Source organism: Pseudarthrobacter sp. GQ63, assembly GCF_059758765.1.
Genome location: NZ_JCAXEF010000005.1, coordinates 98,319 through 114,687, shown reverse-complemented (window position 1 = coordinate 114,687; position 16,369 = coordinate 98,319). Strand labels below are relative to the sequence as shown.

Below are 16,369 nucleotides of genomic sequence, written 5' to 3'. Positions count from 1 at the left end.
TCCCTTGTTCCCCGGCCGGCCCTAGGATCTGAACCCATGCCCCCAGAACACGTCCTTGCCTACGACGCCCCTGCTGCCCGGTGGCTGGAAGCCCTTCCCCTGGGAAACGGCAGGCTGGGCGCCATGGTGTTCGGCGGCAGCCAGGCGGACGCGGACGTGGAGCACCGGTTCCAGCTCAACGACTCGTCCGCCTGGTCCGGGTCACCGCACAGCCAGGACCGGAAGCCCGTCTTCAGCCGGGAGGAAGCGGATCGGATCCTCAGCGAAAGCCGCCGCCTGATCGGCTCCGGCGACTTCGCCGGCGCCGCGGTAACCCTGAAAGGACTGCAGCACCGGCACTCCCAGGCGTACCTCCCGTTCGCCGACCTCTACCTCACGGCGTCAGCCACCGCAGCGAACCCGGCAGCAGGCAAAAGGGAAGGCGGCGGCGCTCCCGCACAGCCGTCGTCGGACTATCACCGCGGCCTGGACGTTGCCCGCGCCCTCAACACCAACACGTACCTCCTGGACGGCCACGCCGTCCGGGTGGAAGCGTTCATCAGCCACGATCCGTCAGTGCTGGTGGTTTCGCTGCGGACCGACGCGCCGCAGGGCCTCGACCTCGCCTTACGCCTGGACTCCCCGCTGCGTCTCCTCCGCCGCTCCTGCGGAGAGGGGAGCCTGTCCCTCGAACTGAAAATGCCCTCCGACGCAGCCCCGGCACACGATGGCGGTGTGGTGGAGTACTCGGAGGACGATTCCCTCAGCATGCAGGGGGCGGTGGCGGCCACCTGGGAGCACGACGGCCGGCCCCTGCAAGGACCAGCCGGCCCAGCCGGGCAAGCGTCAGGGCACGACGACGGCCTGGCCGCCACCGGCGTCCGACGCGCCGACATCTACCTCACCACCGAAACCACCTTCGCGGGGCTGGCCCGCCAGCCGCGGGGTACCGCCGCCACTGCCGCGGCCGCCGCCCGCACCGTGGTGGACCAGGCCCGGGCCTCCGGGCGGGAGGTCCTGCTTGACCGGCATGAGGAGAGCCATTCCAGGCTCTACGGGGCCGCGTGGGTGGAGTTCGATGTTCCGGTGCGGGAGGGCGGGGATACGGGCCGGCGGCTGCTGGCGGCCAACGCCCACCCTGAGGGGCCGCTGGCGGCCGATCCGGGCCTGGCTGCGCTGCTCTTTAACTACGGGCGGTACCTGCTGATCTCCAGCTCGCGGTCCGCCCCAGCAGGGTCCCGGCAGGGGACAGCCTGGCGCGGAGTGCCGGCCAACCTCCAAGGCATCTGGAACGCCGAGCTGCCCGCCCCCTGGAGCTCCAACTACACCACCAACATCAACCTGCAGATGAACTACTGGGGCGCCGAACCCACCGGCCTGGCCGAGTGCGCGGAACCGCTCTTTGCGCTCATTGAGGCGATGCAGGGGACCGGGGCCGAGGTGGCCCGGGAGTATTACGGTGCCCGCGGCTGGGCCGTGCACCACAACTCGGATCTGTGGGCCTACGCAAAACCGGTGGGGCACGGCGCGCATTCGCCGGAGTGGGCGTACTGGCCCATGGCAGGCCTCTGGCTGGTGCGGCACCTGTGGGAGCATCTGCAGTTTGGCAGCACGGACACTTCCGCGGACGCGGACACCTTCGCCCCGGACACTTTTGCCCGGAGCGCAGCCTGGCCGGCCATCCGCGGTGCCGCTGAATTCGCCCTGGACCTGCTGGTTGATTTCCCCGACGGCTCGTTGGGAACCAGCCCGTCCACGTCCCCGGAAAACACGTTTGCGGCCGCAGACCCGTCCACCGGCACGCGGGTGCAGGGATCCGCTGCCCGCTCCGCCACCATGGACCTGACCCTCATCGGCGATGTTTTCCGGATGCTGGACGCCCTGGCCTGCAGCCTCGGCCTGGAGGATGACCCCGTGGCCTCCGCGGCGCGGACTGCCCTGCCCCGGCTTCCCGCGCCGGCACCCGGACGCGGCGGAAAGCTCCGCGAGTGGCTTGATGATCCGGAGGAATGGGAGCCCGGGCACCGGCACGTCAGCCACCTCTACCTCGCCTATCCCGGGGACACGCCGCTCACCCCCGGGCTCGAAGCGGCCGTCCGGGCCAGCATGGACGGCCGGGGCGACGAAGCCACCGGCTGGTCGCTGGCCTGGAAGATCCTGCTGCGCGCACGGCTCCGCCAGGCCGGGAAGGTGAGTGACCTCCTGCGGCTCTACTTCCGGGACATGGAGACACCCCGCGGCGGCCAAAGCGGCGGCCTGTACCCCAACCTCTTCGGCGCCCACCCGCCGTTCCAGATCGACGGCAACCTCGGGTACGTGGCCGCCCTGGCCGAGTGCCTGGTCCAGAGCCACCGGACCGTGGACGGGCTGCACGAGATAGAGCTGCTTCCCGCCCTCCCCTCCGAGCTGCCCACCGGCCGCGCAGGGCGGCTCCGTGCGCGGCCCGGGGTGGACGTGGACCTGGACTGGCGGGACGGGCTGCTGGTGCAGGCAACCCTGGCCGCGCGGAAGCCGGTCAAGGTCCTGGTCCGGTACGGACGGGGCGTCAGGGAAGCGCACCTTGAGCCAGGAAAGCCCGCAGTTCTCACCTACAGCGCCCCCACCGACAGGATTGGATGACCCATGCCGCTCTTCGACCTTCCCCTTGCGCAGCTCCGCGCCTACTCCTCGGACGTGACGCCCCCGGAGGACCTGGGCCACTTCTGGGACGCCACCATCAGGGAAGCCCGGGCCTTCCCGCTGGACGCCAGTTTTGAGCCGGTGGAAAACTACCTTTCCGTCATCGACACCTTCGACGTCACCTTCGCGGGCTACGGCGGCGCTCCGGTCCGGGGCTGGCTCCACCTCCCGGCGCACAGGGAACCCGGGGCGTCACTGCCGGTGGTGGTCCAGTACGTTGGCTACTCCGGCGGCCGCGGCCTGGTCAACCAGGACACCCGCTGGGCCCAGGCCGGCTACGCGCACTTCATCATGGACACCCGCGGCCAGGGCTACGGCGGCACGCTGGGCGACACGCCGGACCCGCACCCCTCCGCCGGGGACGTCGCCCACGCCGGACTCATGACCCGGGGCATCGGAAACCGCGAGGACTACTACTACCGCCGTGTGTACGTGGACGCCTTCCGGGCCGTGGAAGCCGCCCAGTCCCACCCCGCCGTGGACCCCTCCAGGGTGGTGCTGGCCGGTGTCAGCCAGGGCGGCGGCATTGTGGTGGCCACCGCGGGCCTGGCCGCCGGAAGGCTCGACGGCGTCATCGCCGCGCTGCCCGATGTCCCGTTCCTGCAGGACTTCCCCCGGGCCATCGACATCACACCCCGCGGCCCGTACCCCGAGATCGCCCAGTTCCTGGCCCGGCACCGGGACCGGTACGACTCCGCGCTCGCCGTCCTGCGCTATTTCGACGGCGTCAACCTGGCCCGGTGGGCAACAGTGCCCGCGCTGTATTCAGCCGCCCAGATGGACGACATCTGCCCGCCGTCCACGGTGTTCGCAAGTTTCAACGCCTACGGTTCCGGAACGGCAGGCTCCTCCGGAACCGGCGCCGGGAAGGAGATTGAGGTGTACCGGTTCAACAACCACGAGGGCGGCCAGGAACACCACTGGATCCGCCAGCTGCTGTTTCTGCGCAAGATTTTGGGGTAAGTTCCTTCTGTGGGCGTGAGAAAACGGTTTCTTCGCCCGCCGGAACAGGAAGCAATGAAGAAACTCAGCAGGCTCAGCGTCTTTGCCTACGGCGCGGGTGATGCCGCCAACAGTATGATCATCAGCACCGGGAACATGTTCCTGCTCGTCTACTACACGGATGTTGCCGGGATCGGGGCGGCCGCAGCGGGAACCCTTCTGCTTCTGTTGCGGGTCTTCAATGCCTTCACGGACATCGCCGCGGGGCGCATTGTGGACCGCGTCCACAGCAGACGGTGGGGGAAGTTCCGGCCGTTCCTGATGTTCGGCTTCGTCCCGCTCCTGCTGAGCGTGGCCGTGTTCCATGTTCCGGACGTCGAACCATCCCTGAAGCTGCTCTATGCCTACTGCACGTATGGCCTGGTGTGCGTCGCCTACAGCATGGTCAATGTTCCCTACGGATGCCTGGTGGGGGCCATGACGCAGGACGCCAGGCAGCGCGCCCGGCTGGGCGGAGCCCGGACCCTTGGCGGGCTGTCCGTTGGCGCCACGCTCGGCTTCTTCATCGCCCCGCTCCTGGGGGCCGGGCAGGACATGCAGCAGGTCTTCACCTGGCTGACCATCACCTTCGCCGTTGTGGGTTCAGCCCTGTACGCCTTCACCGGTGCCGCCTGCGCCGAGCAAGTCCCCGGCAGCGTCCCCAGGATCACCCTCGGCCAGAGCATGGCGGCACTCAAGGCAAATTCGCCGCTGGTGATCCTCTGCGTCAGCTCGGTGCTTTTTGTCACCGGAACATCCGCCACGGGAGCATCCCAGTTCTACTACCTCCGCGATGTCCTGTCCCGGGTGGACCTGTTCCCCCTGATGGCCGCCGCGCAGGTGGCCATCACGCTCACTGTGGCGGTCCTCATTCCGCGTCCGGTGGCGCGCTGGGGCAAACGTGCTGTCTACAGCGCCGGTGCGTGCCTCGGCGCCGTTGGCGGCCTGCTGGTTTTCCTGGCGCCCGCAGAGGCGCCCCTGCTGGGCGTGGCAGGCCTGGTGCTGGGTCTGCTTGCTTCCGCGTCAGTCAGCATTGTCACGTGGGCGCTGATCGCGGACACCGTGGAATACGGCGAGTGGAAGACCGGGGTCCGGGTGCAGGGCATCAACTACGCGCTCCTGGCAGCCACCAGGAAGCTGGGTATGGGCTTCGGCGCCGGCGTTGTGGCATTTTCCCTGGCCTGGGGCGGCTACGCGTCGGGTGTGGCAGAACAGCCGGAATCCGCAACCCTGGCCATCCGGGCCGCGGCGGGACTGCTGCCCGGCGTCCTGGTCCTGGCAGCCGTGGGCATCATGTACTGGTACCGCCTCACGGACCGGAAGCACGCCGAGCTGGTGGCAAGCCTGACGCGTGATGCAACGTAACCGTTTTTGCCATCCGCGGAACCTGCGGTTATGGTTCATGGCATGACTAACCGTTGGTATGCGTATTTTTCGTTGGCTCTGGAGGGGCCCGCGTCTAACTGACACGCATCCAACTTTCCTTCAGAGCCAACAGGGCAGAGATTATTCTCTGCCCTTCGCCGTTTCTCCGGCGGGTTCTGATCCGGGCCCGCTTCCCATCTGGAACAGGACCCGAACATGAGCACCGCAACAGCCCCCGCAACCACAACCGCCGGCACTTCCGCAACGGAATCCGCGGCCAGGTCCACGTCGAACCTGCGCGTCAGCGAATTCACCCCGTTGCCCACCCCGCAGGAACTGATCGCGGAACTGCCCCTGGACGCCCGGGTAGCTGACGTCGTCGAACGCGGCCGCGATGAAGTCCGGGCCATCATGGACGGCGTGGATGACCGCCTGCTGGTGATCGTTGGGCCCTGCTCCATCCACGACCCCAAGGCAGGCCTGGAGTACGCACGCCGGCTGGTGAGCCAGGCCGAGAAGCACAGGGAAGACCTGCTGATCGTGATGCGCACCTACTTCGAAAAGCCCCGCACCACCGTGGGCTGGAAGGGCCTGATCAACGATCCCCGCCTGGACGGCAGCCACGACATGGTGACCGGCCTCCGCACCGCCCGGCACTTCCTGCAGCAGGTCACCGCCCTGGGCCTCCCCACCGCAACGGAGTTCCTCGAACCCATCAGCCCGCAGTACATGGCCGACCTCATCTCCTGGGGTGCCATCGGGGCGCGGACCACCGAAAGCCAGATCCACCGGCAGCTCGCGTCCGGGCTGTCCATGCCCATCGGCTTCAAGAACGGGACCGACGGCGACCTCCAGGTGGCCATCGACGCCTGCGGTGCAGCGGCCGCGGCCCAGGCTTTCCTCGGCATTGACGGTGACGGCCGGGCAGCCCTGGTGTCCACCGCCGGGAACCCGGACACCCACGTCATCCTCCGCGGCGGGCGCAAGGGACCCAACTACTCCGCCGCCGACGTCGGGGCGGCGTCAGCCACGCTGGCCGGCAAGCAGCTGAACCCGCGCCTCATCGTGGACGCCAGCCATGCCAACAGCGGCAAGAGCCACCACCGGCAGGCCGAGGTGGCGCTGGAGATCGGCGCGCAGCTCGAGGACGGCGGCACGTCGGCGCAGGCGATTGCCGGCGTCATGCTGGAAAGCTTCCTGGTGGGCGGTGCGCAGAACCTTGATGTTGCGGAGCACGCGGCCGGACGGGCTGAGCTGGTGTACGGGCAGAGCGTCACAGACGCCTGCATGGAGTGGGACGTTTCGGTCTCCGTCCTGGACCAGCTGGCGGCGTCCGCGCACAAGCGCCGGGCAGCGAATTAGGGGATTTACTACTTTCACTTCTGCCACAGGAACATCTAGAGTATCTAGATAAGTGGTTGGTGGATGGCTCAGCATCGGAACACCGCATTGGCATGTACCTGGGGTCACTGTTGTCCATCCGTCAGCAAAGGAAATAGGGAAATGTCGGCAGAACAGAACTTCTCCAACGCGAAGTTCCTGACCGTGGCTGAAGTCGCCCAGGTCATGCGCGTCTCCAAAATGACTGTGTACCGGCTGGTGCACTCCGGCGAAATGCCGGCAGTGCGCTTCGGCCGCTCCTACCGGGTTCCGGAACAGGCCGTTGAGCAGTACCTCAAAGGTGCCGTCGTGGACGGCCACACCGAGACAGCCTGAGCAACTGTCCGTAGCCGCCTCCCGGAAGCGGTACCCTGTTAAGGAACGTTTTACGTCATTGTAAGAATCTGTCAGTTGTTCAGTTCGTAGCTCTGTCCACGAACAATTTCCATCAGACAGGTATTGCATCTAGTTTGTAAGGAACTTACGTGGGTTCAGTAATTAAGAAGCGTCGCAAGCGTATGGCCAAGAAGAAGCACCGCAAGCTGCTTCGCAAGACCCGTCACCAGCGCCGCAACAAGAAGTAGAGATACTTCAACAGCGCAGAAATGCCCGTCGCCTTCCGAGGCGGCGGGCATTTTCTTGTGCTGTCCCCAACTAGGTAGCAGCATATGTCGTTAACAAGGCTCATAAAGACATCTGCTGCGACCTAGATGCGCGGGCCGCGGATGCGGGCGAAGCCCTTCCAGAGCCCGTAGACGGCGCCGCCGGCCGTCGCGGCTTTGAGGCCGAACGTGGCTGCTCGCCGGCCGGACCGGAAGTCGTAGACCGGCCAGTTGTTGTCGCGGGCGTGCCGGCGCAGGCGGGCATCCGGGTTGATGGCCACCGGGTGGCCCACCAGGGTGAGCAGCGGGATGTCGTTGTAGGAGTCGCTGTACGCCCAGCAGCGCTTGAGGTCCAACTCCTCGGCGTCCGCAATGGCCTGGACAGCCACAGCCTTGGCCGAGCCGTGCAGGATGTCACCCACCAGGCGGCCGGTGTACATGCCTTCGGAGATTTCGCCCACGGTCCCCAGTGCCCCGGTCAGCCCCAGCCGGGTGGAGATCACCGTGGCCACTTCGATGGGGGTGGCGGTCACCAGCCACACCCGGCGGCCCACGCGCAGGTGCTGCTCCGCCAGCGCTTTGGCGCCCGGCCAGATGCGGGAGGCGATCATTTCGTCGTAGACCTCTTCGCCGAGCGCCTTGATGTCGTCAACCGTGATGCCCGCGGCCAGCGTCAGGGCGGAGTCGCGGACTGCGTGGACATCGTCCATGTTTTCGCCGCGGGCCACGAACTTGAGCTGCTTCCACGCGAATCCGGCGGCCTGGGCCATGGTGAACGCCCCGCGCTGGTGCATCTTGCGGGCAACGTGGAAGAGGCTGGCGCCGCGCATCAGGGTGTTGTCCACATCGAAGAACGCCGCCTCGCCCGGTTGCGGCGCAGCAACCGGTTTGGTGACTACGGCAACGTACTTCTCCTCGGGCATGCAGTCGAGTCTAGTCAATCCACTGTTCAATCCCCGTTTAGCCTTGTTCCCCCTTGCCCGGCGTCGCCGGTCCCGGGGGAACGGGACTACGGTTAAGGCATGGCCACACCCCGCGTTGTCCTGATCACCAAGGCAGACTGCCACCTCTGCGAAGACGCGCGCGACGCCGTCAGCCGGGTTACGGCCTCGCTGGGACTTGAGTGGAGCGAAGAGTTGGTGGACCACCAGCCGGAACTCCGTGAGCGCTACGCGGAAGAAATCCCGGTGGTGCTGGTGGATGGGGTGCAGCGCGACTTCTGGAAAATCGACGAAGCCCGGCTGGCACGCGTGCTCCAGCGGGCCATGGCACAGTAGGGGAGCAGTACCGTGGTGGAGAGTCCTGTCGTGTCCCTTGCATCGGCGGCTCCTGCTTTGATGGCATTGCCGGTTGGGCCCTAGAGTGGAGTCACAACGCGATGCGAGGGAGGGGCTGGTGGCTTCGCTGGATTCAACCCCCCAGGCTGTCCCGGGCCTGCCGGGAGCCGCGGGCACGGCAGCCAAACAGATTCCGCCCGCTGCAGTGGCCCGGCTGACCCTCTACCTGCGTGCCCTTAATACGCTCCTGGCCGAGGGCGTGGAGCGGGTCTCCTCCGAATCCCTTGCCGAGGCCTCCGGCGTCAGCTCCGCAACGCTCCGCAAGGACCTCTCCCACGTGGGCTCCTACGGCACCCGCGGCGTGGGCTACGAGGTGCAGTACCTCAGCCGGCACATCGCCGCAGCCCTGGGCCTCACCCACGACTGGAAAGTGGCCATCGTCGGTGCCGGCAACCTGGGCAAGGCGCTTGCACGGTACGGCGGCTTCGAATCCCGGGGCTTCGACGTCGTGGCCATCTTTGACGCGGACCAGATGGTGGTGGGCAACGAGGTCGGTTGGCTGCGCGTCAGCGATGTGGCGGACCTGGAAACCGTGCTGCACCGCACCGGAGCCAATATGGTGGTCCTTGCCCTGCCCGCATCCGTGGCCCAGGACATCTGCGACCGCGTGGTGGCGGCCGGGGTCCGCAGCGTCCTCAGCTTCGCGCCCATCATGCTCCAGGTGCCGGAAGGCGTTAATCTTCGCAAGGTGGACATGGCAACGGAACTGCAGATCCTCGCCTATCACGCACAACGGGCGCAGGCCCCGGGGCAGACCGCCTAGTTTCCGTCAGCGGTGCTTGCTGGTTCCGGGGCCCACGCCCGAAGGGTGGCTGGTGCTTGGAGTTACCGGCCGTACGGGTTACCCATATTGCCGCCGTAAGGGTTGGCGAACGGCTGCTGGCGCCGGAAATACGGTGCCGAGGCCGGCAGGTAGAGCAGCACGATGGCCGCGATCCCCAGCAGGGTGCCGATGGTTGCAAAGCTGGGCGGGCCGAAGAGGCCGAAGATGGACAGGGCCGCGAAGACCGTGCCCAGGATCCGTGCCCAGTTCTTGCCCTTGCGGACGAAGAACGCCACCAGCAAGTAGAGGGCGAGCCCGATGATGGCGAACACCACCAGGGTTCCGGCGATGACGCCCTTCATATCCTCGTAGGTGACTCCAGCGCCGCTGCCCTCGATCTGGGTTTCGAAGGCGTCGCGGAACATGGGATCGTCCAGCGTGGTCAGCCCGGTCAGCATCGAGATCACAAAGATCGCGGCGGATGCAATCAGCAGCCAGAAGGAGATGTTGACCATCTGGGGAACGCCCGTGCTGCCGGACGGCTGGGGCTGCTCCGACGGATACTGCGCGTAGGGGGACTGTCCGTACGGCTGCTGGCCATAGCCGGGTGCTGCCGGCGGATTCTGTCCGAACTGCGGCGGGTTCTGGCCGTACTGCGGGGCGTTCTGCCCGTACTGGGGTGCGCCGGACTGGCCGTACTGCGGGGCATTCTGTCCATACTGCGGTGTTCCGGACTGCTGGCCGTACTGGGGCTGGTTTTGGCCATACTGGGGTGCATTCTGGCCGTAGCGCGGACCCTGGCTGCCTGACTCGGAGCCGGGCTCGGGCTCGTTCGGAACGGGAGGCGGGACGGGGGGAGTGCTCATGGGCGGTCCTTTTGCGTGTCGGGTTCCAGGTAAATCGCCGGGATCGGTCCTGTCCCCTACCCCCAGCATCACTTACGTCCACCGTACCCCCGGGCAGGCGCCTTGTGGGTCATTCGGAAGAGGTATTCCCGGAGCGGGCCGCCGCGAAGAAGGCCTGGGAATTGGGCAGCCACAGCAGGACCGTTGCCGCCAGGCTGATGAGGAACGTTGCCCAGTTGCCGCCCTGGCCCACACCCATCATGGCGTTGGCCACCGCCAGGACCAGGGTGGCGCCGGTGAGGGCGGTGAGGCCCAACCGGGCCCAGCGCTTTCCGTCCTTCATGGCAAGGGCGAGGACAATCTGCGCAGCACCCACCGCTGCCGCCAGCAGCATGAGCAGGAGCACCAGCGTGGCCGCCCCTGGTGCCGCGGCAAAGAGCACCAGCGATGCCAGCATGCCCAGCATTCCACCCAGCAGGCCCAGGATGCCGCCCACGAACCAGATCCAGAAGGAGGCCTTGAGTTCGGTGGGCAGGCCCGTCACCAGGAACATTCGGGCAAAACCGCTCCGCGGCGCGCTGGGTGAATTGCTCATGGCCCTCACTGTAAACCCCGCCGGGACCCGGAAGGAGCGGTGTGCTTAAAGACGGCACCCCGGCGCCCGACTGGGAGAGTCCTGGGCCGGGGTGCCGGAGCGGAAGGAATTATGCCGCGGGAGCGATGAAGGCGAGTTCGAGGTTGATGGCAACCTTGTCGCTCACCAGGACGCCGCCGGTCTCGAGGATGGCGTTCCAGGTCAGGCCGAAGTCCTTGCGGCTGATGGTGGTCTCGGCGGAAACGCCTGCACGGGTGTTGCCGAAGGGGTCAACAGCAACACCGTTGAACTCGGTGTCCAGGGTGACGGGGCGGGTGACACCCTTGATGGTCAGGTCGCCGGTCAGCTCGTAGCTGTCCCCCTTGGCCACGAGGCCGCTGGAGACAAAGGAAATTTCGGGGAACTTCTCCACGTCGAAGAAGTCCTCGCCCTTGACGTGGCCGTCGCGGTTTACGTCGCCGGAATCGAAGCTGGCGGTGTTGATGGTGGCGTTGATCCTGGCACCGGTGACGTCCTCGGGGAGGTCAAGGGTGGCGTCGGCTTCGGTGAACTGGCCGCGGACCTTGCTGATGCCTGCGTGGCGGACCGTGAAGCCGATCTCGCTGTGTGAGTTGTCCAGGGTCCAGGTGCCGGTGGTGACGTCTGCGGGAAGTGCCATGGTGATGCTCCTTGGGTTTGCGTACTTGTCGGGCTTGCTGTTGAACCTTCATCTGTTGAAGTCTCAACTAACTGCTGCATCCAGTATAAACATGCATTTGCATGTTTTGTTCCCATCCTCGGAACATTTCTTCAAAAACTTCAGTTCTACTCTCTGTAGAAGCTTGTGCGGGAGATTTCGGATCGCACGCCATCTTTGAGAAACTGGTAAACATGCCCCAAGCCACTGTCCATTTGCTCCGCCACGGCGAGGTCCACAATCCCGACGGCGTTCTGTACGGACGGCTGCCCGAATTCCACCTCTCCGAACTGGGGCAGGAGATGGCACGCACCCTCGCCGAACACTTCAGCCGCCGCGCCGCCGGCGGTGCCCGTATCACCTACCTGGCAGCCTCGCCGCTGGACCGTGCGCAGGAAACTGCCCGGCCGACGTCGGACGCCCTGCGCCTGCAGATCCACACGGACGAGCGGATCATCGAGGCGGAGAACTACTTCGAGGGCATGAGGGTCACCAAGGCTGAGCTGCGCCGCCCGAAGCACTGGCCGCGGCTGGTCAACCCGCTGCGGCCGTCCTGGGGCGAACCGTACAAGAAGCAGGCTTCCCGGGTAATGGAGGCGGTCCAGGACGCGCGGCTGCGTGCCATCGAACTGGCGGCCGGGGATTTCGGCACGGACGGACCGGAAGCCATCATGGTCAGCCACCAGCTCCCCATCTGGGCCACCCGCCTCAGCGCCGAGGGAAAACCGCTGTGGCATGACCCGCGGAAACGCGAATGCACCCTGACCTCCATCACCTCCCTGGTGTTCGACGACGCCGGCACGCTCCTGCGCGTGCAGTACAGCGAACCGGCGGCTTCCCTTCTTCCGGGTGCGTCCAGCACCCCTGGAGCCTAGCTGTGACCCACCGCAATCCCGTGACCTCCCGCCGGAGCCTGCTGGCTGCCGGCGGCCTGGCCCTGACCGCTGTGACCCTGGGCCTGTCCGGCTGCGCCCAGGAGGATGCCCTGGCCCAGCAGGCCAAGGCGGGGGACAACAAAAACTATGTTGCCGGCGACGGCTCCGTGACGGAGTTTGCTGCCGGGGACCGCAAGTCCGCCATCCAGGTCAACGGCGCGCTCTTCAACGGCACCACCGTAGCGCCCGCAGACTTCCAGGGCAGGGTGACGGTGCTGAACTTCTGGTTCGCCGCCTGCGCCCCGTGCCGCGTGGAGGCCCCCATCCTGGAAGAGCTCCACCAGGAGTTCAAGGACCAGGGCGTACAGTTCTACGGCGTCAACCTGCGCGACGAGAAAGCCACCGCCGAGGCCTTCGAAAAGACCTTCAACCTGACCTACCCCAGCTTTGACGACAAGGACGGCGGCGTCCTCCTGGCTGTCTCCGGACTGGTTCCGCCCGGCGCGGTCCCCACCACCCTGGTGCTGGACAAGCAGGGCCGCGTGGCATCCCGTGTCCTGGGCGAAGTCCAAAAGGGCACCCTTAAGGCCCTCATCGCTGCCGCCGTGGCAGAGTAGCGGCGGTCCGGACCGTGAACAGCCCCTTCGCCGAAGCCATCCTGAACGGCTCGCTCCTGCTTGCCATCCCGGTGGCGCTGCTGGCCGGACTGGTCTCCTTCCTCTCCCCGTGCGTGCTGCCCCTGGTCCCCGGATACCTGGGCTACGTCACCGGGCTCAGCGGCGTGGACCTGCAGAAGCAGAAGCGCGGCCGCATGCTGGTGGGCATCGGGCTGTTCGTGCTCGGTTTCTCGGTCATTTTCGTCCTCCTCGGTGGGGCTTTCGGCCAGCTGGGAACCCTGATCACCGGTTCGCAGAACGCGTGGATCACGCAGCTCCTGGGCATCCTGGTGATTGTCATGGGCGTCGTCTTCATGGGCGGCTTCAGCTGGCTGCAGCGCGACGCCAAAATTTCCGCCAGGCCGCCGGCCGGGCTCTGGGGAGCGCCGCTGCTGGGCCTGACCTTCGGGCTGGGCTGGGCGCCCTGCATCGGGCCCACCTACTCGGCCGTGCAGCTGCTGAGCCTTTCCGGGGGATCGTCCGCCGCCAAGGGCGCCTTCCTTGCCTTCGTGTACAGCCTGGGCCTGGGCATCCCCTTCCTGCTGATCGCACTGGCGGTCCGCCGGGGGATGGGTGTGATGGCGTTCTTCCGCAGGCACCGCCTGGCCATCCAGCGCACCGGCGGGGGCATCCTGGTGGTGCTGGGCCTGCTGATGGCCAGTGGCGTCTGGGGCACCTGGGTGACCGAACTCCAGTACTGGTTCCAAACCGATGTGAAGTTGCCGATCTGATGAGCGAGCGCGTGAACCTAGAGAAGAAGTCCTCCACACCCGCGACGGGCAACGGCCTGCCAGCGGCCAAGGCTGACGCCGCGCTGCCCGCCCTGGGCCCCAAGGAGATGCTGCGCTGGGCCTGGACCCAGCTGACCAGCATGCGCACGGCGCTGTTCCTGCTGCTGCTCCTGGCCGTTGCCGCCGTTCCGGGCTCACTGTTCCCGCAGCGCCCCGCCAACCCGTCCATCGTCACCCAGTACATTAAGGACAACCCGGACTACGGGAAGCTGCTGGACACCCTGCAGCTGTACGACGTCTACTCCTCGGCCTGGTTCTCGGCCATCTACCTGCTGCTGTTCATCTCCCTGATCGGGTGCGTGGTGCCGCGCGCCATCGCCCACTACAAGGCGATGAGGTCCCAGCCGCCGCGCACCCCCAAACGGCTCTCCCGCCTCCCCGAGTACGGGACCCTGGTGATACCCGCCCGGGCCGGGATCCCGGCGTCGGACGCCATCCACGGCGCCGCCGGACTGCTGAAGAAACGCGGCTACCGCGTTGAGGTAAGGGACGACGACGGCGCGCGGCCGTCTTTGGGGGCCGAGCGCGGCTTCCTGAAGGAAGTGGGCAACCTCGTCTTCCACACGTCCCTCATCGGCGTCCTGGTGTCCGTGGCCATCGGCGGCCTGTTCGGCTACAGCGGCCAGCGGATCCTGGTGGAGGGGGACACGTTCGTGAACACCCTAGTGGGCTACGACCAGTTCACGCCCGGCACCAATTTCCAGTCCAGCCAGCTGCAGCCCTATTCCATCCAGCTCGACAAGTTCGACATCACGTTCGACCGCGAGTCCGAGGGCAAGTTCGGCCAGCCCATCGATTTCTCGGCCGCAGTGACCACCAAGGAAAACCCGGACGCGCCCGCGCGGCAGGAAACCCTGAAGGTCAACGATCCCGTCACCCTGGGCGGCACCAGCATCTACCTCACCGGCAACGGCTATGCCCCCGTGGTGACCATCCGGGACGGTGCCGGCAACGTGGCCATGCAGGGCCCCGTGGTGGCCAAGCTGCAGGGGGACAACTACTACTCCTCCGTAGTGATCAAGGTCCCCGACGCCGCGCCGGACCAGCTGGGATTCGCCGGATTCTTCCTGCCCACCGCCTTCATCACCGATGAGGGGGTTTCCTTCAGCGGTGACCCGGAACTCTTCAACCCGCAGCTCACGCTCAACTCCTACTACGGCGACCTTGGCCTGGATGACGGAGCGCCGCAGAACGTCTTCGAACTGGACGTCAAGGACCTGACCCCGCTGAACGCCCGCAACCTGGACGCCGGCGGCATCACCCTCTCGCCGGGGACCAGCTACACCCTCCCTGACGGGAAGGGCACCATCAGCTTCGACGGCGTCAAGCGGTACATCGGCGTGGACATCCACCACAACCCCGGCCAGCTCTACGCCCTGATCTTCGCGCTGCTGGCCGTGGCCGGCCTGATCCTGTCGCTCTACGTCAACCGCCGCCGCGTATGGGTCCGGACGGGCACCCACGAGGACGGCCGCACCATGGTTGAGTACGGGCTCCTGGCCCGCGGCGAGGACCACCGGCTTGCCGGGGAAGCGGCAGCCCTCCGGAAGCTGCTGACCGAAGAGTGGCAGCTGGATCCGGACCAGGGCCCGCCGCGGAGCTCACAGGAAACTCCCGGCAGCCCGGGGGACAATAGCACCGCAGCTGCCGCAACCACAGGCACAGTCACCACCCCAGCCGGCCCCACCGGGCCCGAAAAGGACCAGTAATGCCGTACGGAATCAACGAAACCATGGGCCAGTACAGCGAGCTCTTTATGCTGCTGGCGGCCGGCACGTACACCGTCGCCTTCATCGCCTTCGCCTGGGACCTGGCCAAGAGCAGCAAGGCGCTGCGTGCTATCGACCTCAAGGCTGCGCAGGCCTCGCAGTCAGGCCAGGCCCAGGACGCAGCCAGGGTTCCGGTGGCAGCCGGGGTGGGGGAACACGCCGCATCCGCTGACGGCTCCCGGTCCGATTCCGCCGGGGCGCACCTGGGCGGGCCGGCCGGCAGGGCCGAGCGGCCGTCGTCGTCCACCACCAAGGCGCCGGGTGCGGGGGCCGGGGGAGTCATCACCGCCGACGCGGACATGCGCTATGCCGCGGAACGCCGCGCGCCCGCGCGGGTGGCGGTGGCCCTGACCATCCTTGGCGCCCTGATCCACGCCGCCGGCGTGCTGACCCGTGCGCTGGGCGCCGGCCGGGTGCCGTGGGGCAACATGTACGAATTCCTCACCACCGGCGCGTTCGTGGCGGTGGCGGTGTTCCTGCTGGTGCTGGTCCGCCGCGACCTCCGCTTCCTGGGAACCTTCGTGGTGGGCCTGGCCATCATCATGCTGGTGGCCGCCTCCGTGGCCTACTGGACTCCCGTGGGGCACCTGGTTCCCGCCCTCCAGAGCTACTGGCTGATCATCCATGTGTCCATCGCCGTGCTGTCCTCAGCCCTCTTCACCCTGACCTTCGCGATGTCCGCGCTGCAACTGGTCCAGTCCCACCGCCAGAAGACGGTGGCTGCCGGCGGGGCGGACAAACTGGGCTTCATGCGCCTGGTACCGTCCGCGCTGAGCCTGGAAAACCTGTCCTACCGCATCAACGCCATCGCCTTTATCGGCTGGACGTTCACCCTCATGTTCGGTGCCATCTGGGCAGAAAAGGCCTGGGGGCGGTTCTGGGGCTGGGACACCAAGGAAGTGTGGACCTTCGTGATCTGGGTTGTCTACGCCGGATACCTCCACGCACGGGCCACCCGCGGCTGGACCGGCACCCGTGCCGCCTGGCTCTCGATCGTTGGCTACCTCTGCGTGGTTTTCAACTTCACCATCGTGAACCAGTTCTTCAACGGGCTCCACTCGTACTCAGGCCTCTGA

At 66.9% G+C, this 16,369-nt stretch carries 17 protein-coding genes; 13 read left to right on the top strand and 4 right to left on the bottom strand.

Annotation, left to right across the window (positions count from 1 at the left end):
• Positions 1–36 precede the first annotated feature (36 nt).
• From AC6CHP_RS11110 to AC6CHP_RS11085, 6 genes are all read left to right on the top strand, one after another.
• Positions 37–2,598 (top strand): glycosyl hydrolase family 95 catalytic domain-containing protein, encoded by a 2,562-nt coding sequence (locus AC6CHP_RS11110; protein ID WP_498229853.1) that lies wholly within the window; start codon positions 37–39, stop codon positions 2,596–2,598.
• 3 nt (positions 2,599–2,601) lie between these two features.
• Positions 2,602–3,621: an acetylxylan esterase gene (locus tag AC6CHP_RS11105; protein ID WP_498229851.1), complete on the top strand. Its 1,020-nt coding sequence runs from the start codon at positions 2,602–2,604 to the stop codon at positions 3,619–3,621.
• Between the two features lie 54 nt (positions 3,622–3,675).
• A complete protein-coding gene (locus AC6CHP_RS11100; protein WP_427115632.1) occupies positions 3,676–5,004 on the top strand; it encodes a glycoside-pentoside-hexuronide (GPH):cation symporter in 1,329 nt (442 codons plus the stop codon).
• A 216-nt stretch (positions 5,005–5,220) separates the two neighbouring features.
• The gene (locus AC6CHP_RS11095) at positions 5,221–6,366 is read left to right on the top strand and encodes a 3-deoxy-7-phosphoheptulonate synthase (protein WP_427115633.1); all 1,146 of its coding nucleotides are present in this window, start codon (positions 5,221–5,223) and stop codon (positions 6,364–6,366) included.
• 141 nt (positions 6,367–6,507) lie between these two features.
• Complete coding sequence (locus tag AC6CHP_RS11090; RefSeq protein WP_066278759.1) at positions 6,508–6,720, top strand: helix-turn-helix domain-containing protein; 213 nt, start codon at positions 6,508–6,510, stop codon at positions 6,718–6,720.
• A gap of 149 nt (positions 6,721–6,869) precedes the next feature.
• Positions 6,870–6,968 carry a 30S ribosomal protein bS22 gene (locus tag AC6CHP_RS11085; RefSeq protein WP_003792170.1) on the top strand — a complete coding sequence of 33 codons (99 nt, stop codon included), beginning with the start codon at positions 6,870–6,872 and terminating at the stop codon, positions 6,966–6,968.
• A 122-nt stretch (positions 6,969–7,090) separates the two neighbouring features.
• Here the strand turns inward: AC6CHP_RS11085 and AC6CHP_RS11080 are convergent, their stop codons facing one another.
• The gene (locus AC6CHP_RS11080) at positions 7,091–7,909 is read right to left on the bottom strand and encodes an HAD family hydrolase (RefSeq protein WP_104184663.1); all 819 of its coding nucleotides are present in this window, start codon (positions 7,907–7,909) and stop codon (positions 7,091–7,093) included.
• Positions 7,910–8,008: 99 nt separating this feature from the next.
• On the opposite strand from AC6CHP_RS11080, the gene AC6CHP_RS11075 reads away from it, so the two are divergent.
• Positions 8,009–8,263, top strand: a complete 255-nt coding sequence (locus AC6CHP_RS11075; RefSeq protein ID WP_066278753.1) for a glutaredoxin family protein — start codon at positions 8,009–8,011, stop codon at positions 8,261–8,263.
• Positions 8,264–8,381: 118 nt separating this feature from the next.
• Positions 8,382–9,086 carry a redox-sensing transcriptional repressor Rex gene (locus AC6CHP_RS11070; protein ID WP_188726877.1) on the top strand — a complete coding sequence of 235 codons (705 nt, stop codon included), beginning with the start codon at positions 8,382–8,384 and terminating at the stop codon, positions 9,084–9,086.
• 62 nt (positions 9,087–9,148) lie between these two features.
• Here the strand turns inward: AC6CHP_RS11070 and AC6CHP_RS11065 are convergent, their stop codons facing one another.
• The 3 genes from AC6CHP_RS11065 to AC6CHP_RS11055 form a co-directional block, all read right to left on the bottom strand.
• On the bottom strand, positions 9,149–9,952 hold the full coding sequence (locus tag AC6CHP_RS11065) for a hypothetical protein (RefSeq protein WP_498229845.1): 804 nt from the start codon (positions 9,950–9,952) through the stop codon (positions 9,149–9,151).
• A gap of 109 nt (positions 9,953–10,061) precedes the next feature.
• The gene (locus AC6CHP_RS11060; RefSeq protein ID WP_377194301.1) at positions 10,062–10,526 is read right to left on the bottom strand and encodes a hypothetical protein; all 465 of its coding nucleotides are present in this window, start codon (positions 10,524–10,526) and stop codon (positions 10,062–10,064) included.
• A gap of 109 nt (positions 10,527–10,635) precedes the next feature.
• Positions 10,636–11,184: a YceI family protein gene (locus tag AC6CHP_RS11055; protein WP_188726882.1), complete on the bottom strand. Its 549-nt coding sequence runs from the start codon at positions 11,182–11,184 to the stop codon at positions 10,636–10,638.
• A gap of 212 nt (positions 11,185–11,396) precedes the next feature.
• Between AC6CHP_RS11055 and AC6CHP_RS11050 the strand changes: the two genes are divergently transcribed.
• Genes AC6CHP_RS11050 through ccsB form a run of 5 tightly spaced genes read left to right on the top strand, consistent with a single transcriptional unit; the run spans position 11,397 to position 16,369 of the window.
• On the top strand, positions 11,397–12,077 hold the full coding sequence (locus AC6CHP_RS11050) for a histidine phosphatase family protein (protein WP_188726884.1): 681 nt from the start codon (positions 11,397–11,399) through the stop codon (positions 12,075–12,077).
• Between the two features lie 2 nt (positions 12,078–12,079).
• Positions 12,080–12,694, top strand: coding sequence for a TlpA family protein disulfide reductase (locus AC6CHP_RS11045; RefSeq protein WP_498229842.1), 615 nt, complete (start codon positions 12,080–12,082; stop codon positions 12,692–12,694).
• Between the two features lie 14 nt (positions 12,695–12,708).
• On the top strand, positions 12,709–13,464 hold the full coding sequence (locus AC6CHP_RS11040) for a cytochrome c biogenesis CcdA family protein (RefSeq protein ID WP_104184658.1): 756 nt from the start codon (positions 12,709–12,711) through the stop codon (positions 13,462–13,464).
• Complete coding sequence (gene resB / locus AC6CHP_RS11035; RefSeq protein ID WP_498229840.1) at positions 13,464–15,233, top strand: cytochrome c biogenesis protein ResB; 1,770 nt, start codon at positions 13,464–13,466, stop codon at positions 15,231–15,233. Before AC6CHP_RS11040 ends, resB begins: the two co-directional genes overlap by 1 nt.
• Complete coding sequence (gene ccsB / locus AC6CHP_RS11030) at positions 15,233–16,369, top strand: c-type cytochrome biogenesis protein CcsB (RefSeq protein WP_498229838.1); 1,137 nt, start codon at positions 15,233–15,235, stop codon at positions 16,367–16,369. The genes resB and ccsB overlap by 1 nt, the downstream gene beginning before the upstream one ends.